Annotated in this window: 10 protein-coding genes; 4 read left to right on the top strand and 6 right to left on the bottom strand. The window is 44.8% G+C overall.

Going from position 1 to position 14514, the window contains the following annotated elements:
* Positions 1 to 88: 88 nt before the first annotated feature.
* The 4 genes from ACVA54_RS06215 to ACVA54_RS06200 all read right to left on the bottom strand — a co-directional run bounded on the left by ACVA54_RS06215 (position 89) and on the right by ACVA54_RS06200 (position 5823).
* Positions 89 to 1213, bottom strand: a complete 1125-nt coding sequence (locus ACVA54_RS06215; RefSeq protein ID WP_172438080.1) for a lipocalin-like domain-containing protein — start codon at positions 1211 to 1213, stop codon at positions 89 to 91.
* Complete coding sequence (locus ACVA54_RS06210) at positions 1213 to 3666, bottom strand: ABC transporter permease (RefSeq protein ID WP_446619140.1); 2454 nt, start codon at positions 3664 to 3666, stop codon at positions 1213 to 1215. The genes ACVA54_RS06215 and ACVA54_RS06210 overlap by 1 nt, the downstream gene beginning before the upstream one ends.
* A complete protein-coding gene (locus tag ACVA54_RS06205) occupies positions 3647 to 4318 on the bottom strand; it encodes an ABC transporter ATP-binding protein (protein WP_099078718.1) in 672 nt (223 codons plus the stop codon). The genes ACVA54_RS06210 and ACVA54_RS06205 overlap by 20 nt, the downstream gene beginning before the upstream one ends.
* A 128-nt stretch (positions 4319 to 4446) precedes the next feature.
* A complete protein-coding gene (locus ACVA54_RS06200; RefSeq protein ID WP_119463333.1) occupies positions 4447 to 5823 on the bottom strand; it encodes an MATE family efflux transporter in 1377 nt (458 codons plus the stop codon).
* Between the two features lie 94 nt (positions 5824 to 5917).
* Between ACVA54_RS06200 and ACVA54_RS06195 the strand changes: the two genes are divergently transcribed.
* Positions 5918 to 7360 carry a DUF2867 domain-containing protein gene (locus ACVA54_RS06195; protein ID WP_119463334.1) on the top strand — a complete coding sequence of 481 codons (1443 nt, stop codon included), beginning with the start codon at positions 5918 to 5920 and terminating at the stop codon, positions 7358 to 7360.
* Here ACVA54_RS06195 and ACVA54_RS06190 read toward each other — a convergent pair.
* Positions 7347 to 7901: a NapC/NirT family cytochrome c gene (locus ACVA54_RS06190; RefSeq protein ID WP_099078714.1), complete on the bottom strand. Its 555-nt coding sequence runs from the start codon at positions 7899 to 7901 to the stop codon at positions 7347 to 7349. The genes ACVA54_RS06195 and ACVA54_RS06190 overlap by 14 nt on opposite strands.
* Positions 7902 to 7923: 22 nt before the next feature.
* Entirely contained in the window at positions 7924 to 8547 is a 624-nt protein-coding gene (locus ACVA54_RS06185; protein WP_172438078.1) for a cytochrome c-553, read from the bottom strand.
* Between the two features lie 643 nt (positions 8548 to 9190).
* Here ACVA54_RS06185 and ACVA54_RS06180 point away from each other — a divergent pair.
* Genes ACVA54_RS06180 through ACVA54_RS06170 form a run of 3 tightly spaced genes read left to right on the top strand, consistent with a single transcriptional unit; the run spans position 9191 to position 14470 of the window.
* On the top strand, positions 9191 to 11452 hold the full coding sequence (locus ACVA54_RS06180) for an OmcA/MtrC family decaheme c-type cytochrome (protein ID WP_446649463.1): 2262 nt from the start codon (positions 9191 to 9193) through the stop codon (positions 11450 to 11452).
* Positions 11453 to 11502: 50 nt separating this feature from the next.
* Positions 11503 to 12477: a DmsE family decaheme c-type cytochrome gene (locus ACVA54_RS06175; RefSeq protein ID WP_099078712.1), complete on the top strand. Its 975-nt coding sequence runs from the start codon at positions 11503 to 11505 to the stop codon at positions 12475 to 12477.
* A 10-nt stretch (positions 12478 to 12487) separates the two neighbouring features.
* On the top strand, positions 12488 to 14470 hold the full coding sequence (locus ACVA54_RS06170) for an MtrB/PioB family decaheme-associated outer membrane protein (RefSeq protein WP_099078711.1): 1983 nt from the start codon (positions 12488 to 12490) through the stop codon (positions 14468 to 14470).
* Positions 14471 to 14514 lie beyond the last annotated feature (44 nt).

Genomic DNA, 14514 nt, shown 5'->3' with positions numbered 1-14514 from the left:
TTTTCGTAATATCCATGTTATTTTGAGACAAGCATGATGCTATCCCTGCCCAAAAAAGCCGCCTTTCTCGGCGGTTTTTATATCGTATTTAGTAACCCGTAAGCTGCATAAATCCCCATGCTTCGTTAGAGCCAGAAGCCTGTATAGGTCCTTCCCAGTAAGGAATCAAAAAAGGCTGCCACATATCTGACTTGGTGATTCTCGTCGTTAAGTTAATACCATGCTCGGGCACATTAATGATCCATTGCAGAGGTAATCGTCGACCATTAGGTAAGCTCGTCACCTGCATTGGGGTAATACTAAAATCCTTCTCAGTCAAATTAAATACCGCCCCAGAGCGAGTAGACAGAGTCCCAAAGATGTGTGGTAACTGGCCATTATGACGATAGCGACTCACGGTAAGCGCTCTACCATCATCGAAGTTAAAGACAAGCCAGTCCCAACCTTGCTGACCTTCTCCGATCATACCACTTCCCCATTCCTTCTGAGCCCATGCAGAGCCAGAAACAGATATAAGCTGACCATTGAGGGTAAGTGTCCCTTTCACATTTAGGAACGGCGCACTAAAGCTAAAAGAAGCGACCGATTGCAATGCGTGTTTAATTTGAAAGCCCTTATCACCATTTACCACAAATGGGCCATTGGTTATGGTGTTGAGTTCAAGTCCAAATGCATCCGTTGACACATCAAGTTGACCAGGAAATGGCGTCAAGCCCAGCGAGCGCCAGTTCCAATTGTCTATCCATAAGCGAAATGGGTGGTTAGTCATTCCTGCTTGGCCAATTCCGCCACGAGCAACACGCTGCTCTCGCCATACTTGAGAGCCACTGCTTATTACCACATGAGATAGATAGAGCTGTGGATTTTGCCATCCATGCGTATCTCGTTCATCCGTCGCAACCCTAAAGTAGCTCCATTGCACGTTGTATACTTGACCATTTTTATCCTGCAATTTCGCAAAATAATTCCACCATTCGTGTTGATAGCCTAGGTGAAAACGAAAGTCTTTAGGCAAAGAGACATGTTCATCTGGTAAAACTGGATCAAAGACCGTCTTACTTTCACGTTGTAGCACGTGATTGATCTCATTTTCTTCTGTTGCTGTTGCTTCGTCCCAATGAGTCCAATAAAGCGCGGCGCCAGTCAAAAAGATAAATGCTAGAAAGAGCAAAGCAGAAATAGAGAAAATCTTTTTGTTTTTCATATCTTTCACTACAACGCATCCCTCAGTGACTTCATTGGTGTGCTCTTAATCATTCGGATAACAGGTAAGGCTCCGGCAATCATAATAGCCAACATTGCCCAGGCAATGGTCTGTACGTACTCCCACGGAATGATTTGCAACTCTAACGACCAACCAAAAGATTGTTTAATAATGATGTCGACGATCAAGTTCGCTAATGCCAAACCCAGCGGAACGGCAATAATTGCCGAGATAGTGCCAAAGACAAACAACTGCAAGCCACCTAGTGCTACTAGCTCTTTACCTGACACGCCCATACAGCGAAGCAAAGAAAAATGTCGTTGACGAGACAACTCACCCGCTAAAGTTGCAAAAAACAGGCCGAATACTGCAATAATCAACGTGATATTGCCGAGCGTTCCTGCAATGGCAAACGTATGATCAAAGACCCGCATTGCTTGATTGTAAATATTGCTATTATCGAACACACGATCTTGTGGCAGACGGTATACACTTTCCAACCGTCCTTTAAGCCCTTCGCCATTCACGTTTTCTTTGAGCAACACGCCCAAGCCAACGTTGCCAGAACCAGCAAATGCATACAGCCAATTCCTATGAGACATCATGATTTGGTTATATGGATTACCGTAATCGAAGTAAACGCCAACGACCTGCCAACCACTACCGAGCGGAGAGAGCAAATCAATATAATCACCAGGCCGAATATCCAGTTTTAGCGCCATGGATTCACTGATCATCAAACTCTTAGCATGATGTAAATGGTACCAATAATTCGGAATCCCCAGCTTCACCGTCAGTGCATCTAACTCACCTTCTGAAGCCCCAGTACTCACAACTTGTAGCGAACCGCGTTCAGTTGGAAAATCTTTCTCCCAACGCCACCAAACCGCATCCACCTCTGGTTGTTTTTTCAACCAAGCACTCATACGCGCGGCTGAACTATTGGTTGGGTAAACATACAAATCCGCCGCCAAACGCTGACTTAACCATTTATCGGTGGTATCACGAAAGCTACCCACCATGGTTTCCACGCCAATGTTTGCCGCTAACGCAAGCATAAATGCCATGGTTGCCACACCACGATAACTCATGCTTGCCGCTGAATCAGCAAAGAACCAACGAACCCGAACCCAACGCATAGAGTATGAAAGGCTCTGGAACACATGCCACATAATGAACGGCATAAACAGCGCAACACTGACTAACATTAACGCAATGATAGTAAAACCTGACTCCTGAGTCTTAGGCGCCTGATACACCGCGACAGCAGCAACACAAAAAGCACACGCCACAAGTGCTTGCCAAGAAAATTCACGACCCGCAAAACGCATTAATGATAAGCGAGAAGAAAGGCGAATAGGCTGTGACTTAAGTAAGCGAATCAACGGCCACAGACACGATAGCAATGCACCTAATGCAGACATCGCCAAACTGTACAGACTCGATTCCCATGACCAACCAATCGCAAGGCCAACATTCGCATTATAAAGATCGCTCAAGCTCGATGACACTGCAGGAATAAGTTCATTGGCCAAAATTAAACCAAAAAAATTACCGCATCCCCACGCCAACAGAACTAGTAGACACAACTCGAGCAGCAGCGCTTGCGTGAGCTGCGTACCCGTCACACCTGCTTGACGCAAGATCCCAACCAGTCGTTGACGTTGAATAAAAGAAAGCGACATAGCTTGATAGAAAATGAACAACCCCACTAGGAACGATAACATTCCCATTGCGGTTAAATTCAAATGAAACGCTTTGGTAAGAGATTCCAGTTCACTACGGCTGTTTCGTACCAGCACCATTCCATTTGGCAGCAGTTTCTTCAGTGCTAATACTTTCTCTTCAGGCATTTCTCCACAAGAAATTGCAGAAAGACCAGAACTGCGCTTTAACATTCGTAAAAGGGAAATATCTGTAACCAACCGAGTGCCAGATAACATCTGATCGGTATCGACCTTTACAGGTCCCAGTCTACTGCCGTCATTTAACTCGATAAAATCGCCATTTTTCAATTCCATGTGAGACGCCAAGTCTTGGCTAATGAGCGTGGGATAAGGGGGTTTCATCAATGAAAGCAGTGGTAGATCGCCCAGTGACTTACCCTGATGTAAAGGTAACAAGGCCACAGGATCAACGCCAACCAGCATGAGTCCCAAATCGTTTTTGGTATCAAGGTGCAAGACGTCAAAAGGGGCGCACTGATGGAACCCTGCTCGACGAAGTTGAATATAAAAACCTTGAGGAATTTTATTGGCGGAGTGTTTAGTGCGAATTCGATACGGCAAAGGGTTTGAAAAAAGCTTTTCACCCGTTTCATAACTTTGCTTAGCATGTTGGTTAATAGAGGTAACCCCAACAAGAAGCGATACGCCTAGGGTTAAACCAAGCCAAACAAGAATAATTTGTAGTGGGTAGCGACGGTAGTGACCGAGTAGTGCCTTAACTACGGGCCATAACATGTAGCTGCCCTCCTTGAAGACGAATTCGACCTTCCATGTGCTCTGCTACTTTTTCACTGTGTGTGACGAGTAACAGCGTACAATCAAGTTGGCGCGCTAGACTGGTGAGCAAGCGCATTACCGCTTCCGCATTGCGTTCATCAAGACTGCCCGTCGGTTCATCAGCCAATAGAATTTTAGGTTCCATATAAAGCGCACGTGCAATAGCAGCGCGTTGCTGCTGTCCACCAGAGACCTCTTCAGGATAGCGACCTAAAAGCGGCATAAGATCGAGTGCGGATAAAATTTGACGCCACAAACCCTTATCTTCTGGTAAACCTTTGAGTTGACGGCAAAAACGAATATTGTCAGCAATATTCAGAGTAGGTAATAGATTGAACTGTTGGAAGATATTACCAATATTGTTGCGACGGTAGAGTGTTCTTAGGCGTTCTGGTGCACTGTGCATCGCAAAATTGGAGTACTGAATTTCACCGGAATCCGCGGTATCAAGCCCCGCAATCAAATTAAGCAACGTACTTTTTCCGGAGCCACTCTCTCCCATTAACGCAACTTGTTCACCTTGTTGCAATGTCAATTCTGCCCCTTGTAGTACAGGATGAAATTCCCCCCCGTCTACATAGCCTTTACATAGGTCTGACAGTTTTAACATTGATTTTGCCGCTCAAATGGTGTTTAAATTCGGAGTCAGAATCTACACTAAAATACCGTTAGTAGGAAGTATTTTGAATAGTAGATCACACTATGGGACGTCTAATGCAACTTATCCCGCACAACCTATCAATCTTCAATCAAATTCCTCATCCATTTTTTACTTAGCATACGGCTCAAAGACAACCCCCACTTCACAATTTCTTCCGTCAAAAAAAGTAGGTAAACCCACTGCGGTTCAAACCCAAGTTGAATGGCAGCGAACGCCGTAAGCGGAATACTGATAACCCATTGTGCAAAAAGATCTTGATACAAGCAGTACTTTACATCACCACCTGCGCGCAATACACCAACGATCGCCATCATAGGTACAGAGCGAAGGACCACACCAAACGCGAGAATCACAATAAACTGCTCTGCCAATTTTCGTGTTTCATTGGTAAGGGCACTAAATGCATCTAGGATAAGTTGATTAGTGATCAGCAATACCGTCGCAACCACAACAGCAATGAGTACGTTTAAAATCACCGTTGCCCAAGCTTGATAATAGACTTGGGTGAAGTTCTTCGCACCAAGTTGGTTCCCCACAAGTACCGCTGCGGCATTTGACGTCCCTATCATCATTGCCAAAGCTATCGATTCTACCGGTGTCATCACAGACAGTGCCGCCAATCCTTGCACACCAGCCTGTCCCATAATTGCGTGATAAACAAACAAGCCCCCCGCCCAAGCAAGAAAGTTAAAGGTGGTTGGCAAAGATAACTTCAAGAAACGAGCAATCTTATCCAAAACAAGGCTAGCCCTTATATCAACCAAGCCAAAGGCGACGATATGTTTTCTTCGCCAAAGGAAACTAAACAAAAAAATGACTTCAATCGCTGCGCTGATCACCGTTGCAATGGCTGCGCCTATAATCCCCATCGCAGGAAAACCAAATTTACCGAAAATCAGCACCCAATTAAGCAGGATGTTAGAAAAGATACCAATACCACTGAAGAAGGTACTTAGACCTGGTTGATGCATGGCGCGTAAACCTACCGCCATGCTCGCGACACAAGCAACCCCAAACATACTCACCGACGAGATAACTAAGTAGTCCGCGCCTAGACGTATGACTTGCTCTGAGTCTGTCGTGAGCCTCATGATGGGCTTAGGAAAAAGCACAAACATAACCACCGTTAATGCAGCAAATACCATTGAAATCATCCACGTCAGCGACGTACTTTGCCTTACACCAACTTTGTTTCCCGCTCCCCAGTATTGCGCTGTTAACAGTGCGCCACCGGTTGTTACGCCAAGGAGCATAATGGTCGTAACAAAGGTCGCCCTTGCTGCCACACCAACCGCAGCGATTTCAGCTTCTCCAAGTTGCCCTAGCATCAGTACATCCACCAAGCCTCGGCTAGAGAACATCATACTTTGTAAAGTAATGGGAAGAGCAATGACGAACAATCGACGTAAAAACGATTTATCGGCGTGAATAAACAATTGTGAGAAAAAAGACATCCTCGCTCCAACGACAACCTATTGATAGAAATGGAAAAGTGCACCATGATTATACTCTGTGATGAATAATCCACCAGCAATACAAGGATTCAAAATGAAAAAGGTGTTGGTACTTGGCGCTTCAGGGTACATTGGATCTCAACTGCTTCCGTTACTGCTTGATAAAGGTTACACCGTCACGGCAGCGGCGCGTCATATTGATTATTTGAAGGCCAGAACGCAACCGCATCCAAATCTCACGATCACTTACTTTGATTTAGCCGACATAGATACAACACTGTCACTCGTTAACAACTTTGATCTGGTGTATTTTTTAGTTCATGGTATGGCTCAAGGGCATGATTTCGTCGAATATGAAGTGAATCTCGCAGAAAACTTTAAACAAGCACTAGAGAAAAACCATATAGGGCACGTCATTTATTTGAGTGCTATCCAGCCACGAACCGGAAACTCACCACATCTTGCTGCTCGTAAAGCTACGGGAAAAATCATTCGCCAAACGGGCGTACCCATAACGGAATTGCGTGCTGGTGTGATCATCGGGCCAGGATCAGCAGCCTTCGAGATCATGAGAGACTTTGTTTACAACCTTCCAGTGCTGATCACACCAAAATGGGTGGATTCCAAAGCCAACCCAATTGCCCTGCCCAATCTCAATCACTACTTGCTTGAATTAGCGGAAGTCACCCCGACCAAAAGCGAGATCTACGAGGTTGGCGGTCCTGATACATTAAGTTATCGTGAGCAATTTGAAGTCATTTCTAAGATCACCAAGAAACCTTACCGACTTTGGTCAACGCCACTGCTAACACCCAACATGGCCTCATATTGGTTAGCCATTGTGACATCAGTTCCCGCAAGTATTGGTAAAGCGCTACTTGCAGGTTTGGAGCACGATTACATTGCTGATGCCAAACCCATACACGAACGATTCCCACAAAAGCTGATCAGCTATAAACAGTCCGTCACAGACACCATCGCAGCAGAAGGGACTTTTGTCCGCAGTAACGTTTGGGGATTTGAGCCAGCAGCGCTGAATCGTTGGCAACCAGGGTATGGCTACTACCCAAAACAAGCTGGAACAAGTATCAAGACCAAAGCTTCCGCTGCGTCCTTATGGGAAGTCGCGCAAAAGATCGGTAGCAAAGAGAAAGGCTATTACTTTGCCAATGTCTTGTGGCGCACACGTGAATGGCTCGATATCTTTTTTGGTGGAGGAAAACCAATTCGAGTATCGCCTCCCGGGCCGGAGTTGAAAGTCGGTGATTTTATTGATTCCTGGAAAGTTATTCGATGTGAAGAGAATCACTTTCTTTCTTTATTCTTCGGCATGAAAGGTCCTGGCCTTGGTCGTTTAGAAATAACCATCAAAGACGACGGAATCCAGAGGGAATTAGACATCAGAGCCTGGTGGCACCCACAAGGTTTTTTGGGGCTGCTTTATTGGTTTGCCATGATGCCAGCTCACCTATTTATCTTCAAAGGCATGGTGAGAGCGATGGTCAAGGAAGCCGAAAGATCAGCTAGTCTTGAGTAGGAAGCTTATGTGCAATCCCTGCATGACAATCAATGCACGATTGATTTCTACTTTCCATCATTTCATGCCGACGAGCAACAGTGCGGCTTTGTTTTTCAAAATCCATCCGTTCGATAGAGTGGCAATATCGACATTGCTTTGACTTGTTGCCCACATACTCGGCTGTTACCACCTCAGCTAAACGGGGTCGGTGCTCTTCTTCAAAATTTTCGAGTGTAATATCACCCATCAACTTATGGTAAATATCCGCCGTAGCGCGAATTTTTAACCCAAGCTTCGCCAAAAATTCTCGTGGCACATGGCAGTCGCTGCACGTCGCTGCGACTACCCCCTTTGCATTGTTAAAATGGGATGATTGTTGATACTCCTCTACGATGGTATCCATGCCAATATGGCAGCGATAGCAGAATGCATTGCTATTTGTGTATTGCATACCAACATGGAAACTCATCACTGCCCCAACACCAATCACAAAAGCCAATATGCCCCCTATCGGCACACCTAGCATCCATTTTTTGTTGGGTTTTCGCCATAGACTCATGTCCAGTCATCTCCAACTTAGTTTAACGGAAGCTGGCATAATATTCGGAGAGTGCCCGCAAGTCCTCTGAACTCAAACTCTTAATCGCATCATCCATTTGTTTGTCAACCGAGCGCTTTCCCTGATTAAATTGCTGCAATGTTGTTAAAAGGTAACCTTTTTGCTGACCAGCTAAGATGGAGGCTTCATCGAACGGGTCACTCCCTCCTTCAGCATGGCAATTTTCACAGCTTTTAAGGTGAACAGCTTTCCCTTTTGCCGCGAGCGCTGCGTCAAACGGTTGGTCAGCACGGACAAACTCGATGCTAGAATAATGCTTAGCAATATTCTCTATCTGTGCTTCAGTTAGGGATTTCACAACGCCAACCATGTCACCTTTTTGGCTAGTATCTCCATAAACAAAATTCACTGTGGCAGCTGGCCTACCCTCTAAATATCTCAACATTTGATCAACGTGATTAAACTCTGGTATCCCCGCAATAGAGGGAATATTAGTATTAGAGCTCACACCTTTAGGTCCGTGACAAGATTCACATTGATTTTTTATAATTAAATCTTCGGTAGATGCCCAGCCCCAAGAAATAGACATCAAACTTAAAAGTGATATGGTAAATATATTTAAAAGAAACTTTGAAATGAGAATCATTAATTCATCCCTCCGTAAAACCATCTTTGATAAAGTCTTATCATTAATTCCAACGAAAAATCAGATTTTTATACCCACAGTGACGGTTAATTCCTTGCCGCATGACTAAAGAGGTATTACAGCGCGTACACCACGTTTATATGCTTCCTGACTCTACACATCGTGCAACACACCAGTCAAACCTCTATTCCTGCGAGTATCTTACGGTTGACCGTGCATCGATAGCCGAATCAAAACAATAAAAACATTTGTCATTCCGACAACGTGGGCAGAATGAACTTTATAAAAGTGGTGAGATTCTTTGTTTGTGAATTTTAGCGTAGTTCAAATAAATCTAATTTTTTAGTTTTCACGCTAAACACTCCTTTATAACATTTAAAGGTTAAGTCGCTGTTTTATTTATTCATTGTTACAAAATCAATCATTTACCATAATAAAAGTGCGTATTATTTTTTAACATTTATCTTTACGTCTATACTCATACCAGACCAGTAAGTTTCAATTCCTTGGAAATGAGTGGATATACGGACATCTAAACTCGGTCTCGATAAAGGATAAATAACTTAATCAGTAGGTTATATATAGCAAACTTCATCAAAGCTAACTCAATCCCACTTACTTTAAGGAAGAATCGAGAGAGGCCATGAACTGTTTCAAGTCGACTATTATTGTCATCTTAGGGTCACTACTTATCGCTTGCGGACCAGACAGCAAGAATGACCAAAATACCCCTCCTCCTAACTTGGGTGATTTTCGCGTTAATATCCAACCACCTAGATTAGTTTCTCTTGATAGCGGTGAAACGAAACTCGTCATCGACTTCTCTATATATGATGGCAGTGGGCAGTCGTACCGCTTTGATGAAAATAGAGAATTTCGCATCGCCTTATTAAAAGCGATGCCTTCTCGCGAGAATATTGAAGATACAACCGATCCCGCATTCGCATTTAACGGACGTCATGGCAACACGTATTGGAAGAGCTTTCATCACTCGAGCAACACTCCCACTAATCGCGCAAGCATGGAAAGTGTTTGGGATGGTCATTTGCTAGAAACGGATGAGGGATATCGATACACCTTTGCCATAGCAGATCTGTTTAAAATTCAGGATCCTTATCCTAGCGACTCAGTAAATAACAGTGGTTATATCGCATGGGATGAAGATACGTTACACCGAATTGTTATGGCGTATGGCGACAAAGAACTTGGATTCACTCACGCTTACGAGTGGATACCGAGTGGGAACACCAGCCCATCAGTCTCACGAAACGTGATTGAGAAAGGGAAGTGTGAAAGTTGTCATATGGAAGAGCCGCTTTTCCATGGCCCCGGCTATCGCTCCATTGACAATAATATTGCCGTATGTACCGCTTGCCACAATGACAGCAACCCAGGTGCGGCACCAGCCAGACGTCCGTTAGCCGCAATCATTCATCAGTATCATGGCAACGTATTTAAACTTGGTAGCGATAGAGGTGACAGCACCACTTACAAGCAGCCCATCGATGAAAACGATATGCTGGTTACCGATATTAATGGACTCATTGTTGAAGACAATCCGTTCCCTCAAGATGCTCGAAACTGTACCACTTGCCATTCTACTGACATTACACTGGCATCAGATGCGAATAATTGGTTTGAGCACCCTAGCCAAGTGGCCTGTGAAACTTGCCATTTATATCGAGATCGGGGCGCACATGACAACCAAGTTGGTAATGTATGGCTACGCAATGGCGAACCACAAAATACTTGTTCCGGCTGCCATCGCCCTTATGAGCGAGACGACGAGGGCAACCCAATTGTTGGAGAGGATGCGGAGCGGAGTGCAAAAACCGTCCATCTTACTCGTCTAGATAATCTCGCTACCGCAAGAAACTCTTTAGTGATTGATATAAAACACGCCAGGTTCACTGACAATCAGTTTGAAATTGAACTGAAGGTCTCGAAAGATGGTCTTGGAATAACATCAATCGCTGAGCTTTCCCCTTACATCAATGAACCTGGTCACTTAAACCTATTGCTCAACTGGGATAACGGAGATGGTCCCGTACTTGCGAACAACAGTTTAAACCTTGCTGATGATGGTCAAACAGGTGATGGTTGTATTGCCCAAGGTGAAGGATTATTTCTGTGCCATAAGAATTTTAGCGACACACTGTTACAGCCTAATGCCACCTCCATTCTTACTGTCAACATCGCTGACGCTCCACTTTGTGCGGATAGAAAGAGCGGAGAGCTTGCCGACTGCCACATCTTCGAGGGCATCGACCTGATTAACTCGCCTTTTGTTATTGCCTCGAACAATGCAACCGCGTCTTTTGATATCGGAGGCATCGTGAAACAACATAGTATCCCTGTGGGTGCCGAACTCGCATTATGCAATGACTGTCATAAGGAACTCTCCATTCATTTATTCGGCCAACATCCTCATGCAGCGACGGACTTCCAACAGTGTAAGAACTGCCACAACTCTGAGCGCTCCGCCTTTTTCTCAGGCATGGCAGCCGATCTCAAATACCATGTTCATTCATTTCATGCGTTTGGCTCTCGACGTACAGGGAACGCCCCATACCCTGGTACAATAAACAATTGTGAAGCCTGCCATAGTCAGTCGCAATACAACTTACCAAGCCAGAACAATCCTCGTCCTTCCTTGGCCAGTGGTCAATACTTTAGCCCAGCATTAGTCGCTTGTGGCGCATGTCACCTCGAATCATCACTGGCAAACGCGGACCCTGATACCATCGCAGGAGACTCGGCTTTAAACCATATGCTAAATCATGGAGCCATTTGGGGCGCAGCAACAGCACCTGAGGCCACGGGGACCGAACAATGCGCAACATGCCACGCAATAGGGCAATCACAAGGAGTGGATAAAGTTCACCGTGTTTATGACTACCGCTGATTAAGGCATTGATAATAAAAACGATGTTTAAAATGAAGAAAAGGATTCTTATGAAAACAATGATTCAGCGGTGGTTTTTGGCTGGCATACTTTGCATCGGATTTACCTTTACGGTGTATTCAAACGACACGACAAAATCTGAAACCACAACGTTGAGCCAAGAAGAAATCGAACAGATATTAGATACTAAGTTTTCTGAAGGAAAATACTCTCGTCGTGGGCCAGATGGTTGTTTACGTTGCCATGATGACACATCAGATAAACCAGCCACGGGAATTTTTGACAACATCCATGGTAAGGCTGCCAATATTCATGGCCCAATCAGTGACAAGCAATGTGAAGCTTGTCATGGACCTGCCAACAACCATGAGCGCAATCCACGTAAAGGACAGGCTCGTGAACCCATGATCACATTTGGTCCCGATTCTCCTGTTCCGGCGGAAAAGCAAAATAGCGTTTGTTTGTCATGCCACCAAGATGCAGATCGCACGACTTGGCACAGCAGTGAACATGCTTTCGAAGGGCTCACCTGCTCGAGTTGCCACCAATTGCACCAAAAAGACGACCCCATGATGTTCGCTGAGCTTCAAGCAGAGAAATGTACCGATTGTCATCCAAAAACAAAATCCGATATCCACAAGCGCACGAGCCATCCTATCCTCGATGGTGTGATGACATGTTCCAGCTGCCACAACCCTCACCAAACACTGAACGACTACAGTTTGAAATGGTCATCCATCAATGATTCTTGTTACGAATGTCACGCAGAAAAACGAGGCCCCTTCTTATGGGAGCACGAGCCCGTTGTCGAGGACTGCACGACCTGCCATAAACCTCACGGTTCGATAAACAAAGCGCTTCTTAACAGGCGCTTACCGATGCTGTGCCAAGAGTGTCATCGCATTCCGCACGCGAATGTTTCCATACCTGAAAATGACCTTAGAGTTCGTGGTGGAAGTTGTCTCAACTGTCACAATCAAGTACATGGTTCCAACCATCCACGTGGCCAAGCGCTAAGCTATTAAGGAGGGAAGTATGAGATCAACACAACTCTATGTAGTCATTTCTTGCATTCTCACCTTGCAAGTACAGGCGAATGATTATGCACTTCAAAACAGCATGCCCGCTGACAAAACTCGTTGGAACTGCAGTGAATGCAGCAGCATTGGACAATGGGAAGGCGACGCTAGCATTGGTGCTGGATTTTTAGACAACGGTGGTTCTTCAAGGTTTTATAATTGGATCCCGCCTCTTTACGGAACCACGAACGATAATAGACATTTTAACGCGAGCCTAAACGTTAATATGGCACAGTATCAAGATAATGGTTTCTTCCAACGTTTTATTGTTGAAGATCTTGGCTTACAACGCTTTTTGCTGCAATGGGAGGTCGGGCAATTTGACGGTTTTCAACTGCTTATCAGTTATCGTGAGACCCCCTACTTTTGGAATCGTTCATCTTTAAGTGCCTATAACGGTACTGACAACACACTAATAAGTGGCGAGCTATCTCAGTATGAGAATGAGGTAAAGCGTGAAACTCTTAAGCTAGAGCTCGAATATACGCCACATACGCCATGGAAGCCTTATGTATCGATGAAACATGAACGTAAGGAAGGAACTCTATCGCTCTATTCACCAAACATTCCGAATCTCATCAGTGCCCCTGGTTTTATCCCCAAAACAATCGACAATGAAACGCTAAATACACAAGCCGGTGTCAGCTACATAGAAGATAATTGGCTTATTGATATCGCCTATCGTGGTTCATTCTTTCGTAATGATCAGTCCGCACTCTATTACGGTAGCGCCAATAATCCATATGCAAACCACCTTGCCTATGAACCTGATAATGACTTCCATCAGTTCGCCATATCCGGCAACTATCGAATGGAACAGCACACCATAAGTGGACGTGTACTCTGGTCTCAAGCCACTTCAGAAGGTGGGCTAAACCCTTTCCCTCAATCCCCCGTCAACTCAGATACATTTCATGGTGAGATGAATTCGCTTCTAGTGAACGCGGATTACCATAACAAGCTCTCACGTCAGACCGCATTAGCGTTATCTGCAAATTATCTAGATAAAGACGATAAGTCAGACCGAAATACCCTCATTGGCTTCACGCGTGAAGAATATGACCGCACCAAAACAAAACTAGAGGCCAAACTCGACCATCACTTCAATCCTGATGTCAGTGTGAATGCCGGGTACCGTTATAAACAAGATAAACGCGAATACGCCGACAGAAAACGAACTGATGAGCATCGATTTTCTCTCGGTTCACAGTATCGCCCTGACGCCCCGTGGTATATTGGAGGTCAAATTTCCTATTCTCAGCGAGATGGGTCTGACTGGTTACCTTCTAGTTATGATTCCCCCAACTTACGACAGTACTACTTAGCGGACAGAGAGCGCCTGGAGGTTCGAGGAGGCGGCTATTACGACATAAATGACAATATTCAGCTCGTCGCTGAAGTCTGGTATGCCAATGACGATTATCCTAAGCCTGATATTGGCCTTAGCGAAGGCGAGGATTACGGCTATGACGTCAGCGTCAACTTCTACCTATCCGATGGGGTAAGCGGCCATGTCTTTTACAACCAGCAAACCATCAGTACTGAGCAACAACTCGCTAACTCTGACGTGGTAGGGTGGGACCGTTACACAACTAAGTTGAAAGACGACATTGCCACTATTGGCTTCGGGATCAGCAAAGATCGGCTTCTTGATGAAAAGCTATCACTCTCTTTTGATTACAGTTATAACCAAGGAAAAGGCAAATCTTCAGTCTCATCAGATGGGTATCAATACCCAGATAACGAGTCCACCTCATACCGATATGAGTTTAGTGGAGACTATGAAATGACAGAGAATCAGAGCGTTGAATTTAACATCCGCTATGAGGATTATTCAGAAGAAGATTATCTCTTCAATGATGAGGCAGCCAATATGAGCGAAGTTCTGCAAAGCTATGAAGGCTTCTACGGCTCTGTATATTGGAAATACCGCTTTTAGCTTCGTCATTGCATAAACAAAACATCAGGCTTAGATATACAAAG

The sequence above is a fragment of the Vibrio sp. PNB23_22_6 genome, assembly GCF_052877535.1.
The sequence above is the reverse complement of the archived record's forward strand: the minus strand, read 5'-3'. Positions and strand labels throughout refer to the sequence as shown.

What these genes read in the sequence shown, in the direction of transcription:
- ACVA54_RS06170 (WP_099078711.1), top strand. Translation starts at nt 12,488, where the DNA reads ATGAGATCAACACAACTCTATGTAGTCATTTCTTGCATTCTCACCTTG.
- ACVA54_RS06210 (WP_446619140.1), bottom strand. Translation starts at nt 3,666, where the DNA reads ATGTTATGGCCCGTAGTTAAGGCACTACTCGGTCACTACCGTCGCTAC.
- ACVA54_RS06195 (WP_119463334.1), top strand. Translation starts at nt 5,918, where the DNA reads ATGAAAAAGGTGTTGGTACTTGGCGCTTCAGGGTACATTGGATCTCAA.
- ACVA54_RS06205 (WP_099078718.1), bottom strand. Translation starts at nt 4,318, where the DNA reads ATGTTAAAACTGTCAGACCTATGTAAAGGCTATGTAGACGGGGGGGAA.
- ACVA54_RS06185 (WP_172438078.1), bottom strand. Translation starts at nt 8,547, where the DNA reads ATGATTCTCATTTCAAAGTTTCTTTTAAATATATTTACCATATCACTT.
- ACVA54_RS06190 (WP_099078714.1), bottom strand. Translation starts at nt 7,901, where the DNA reads ATGAGTCTATGGCGAAAACCCAACAAAAAATGGATGCTAGGTGTGCCG.
- ACVA54_RS06180 (WP_446649463.1), top strand. Translation starts at nt 9,191, where the DNA reads ATGAACTGTTTCAAGTCGACTATTATTGTCATCTTAGGGTCACTACTT.
- ACVA54_RS06175 (WP_099078712.1), top strand. Translation starts at nt 11,503, where the DNA reads ATGAAAACAATGATTCAGCGGTGGTTTTTGGCTGGCATACTTTGCATC.
- ACVA54_RS06200 (WP_119463333.1), bottom strand. Translation starts at nt 5,823, where the DNA reads ATGTCTTTTTTCTCACAATTGTTTATTCACGCCGATAAATCGTTTTTA.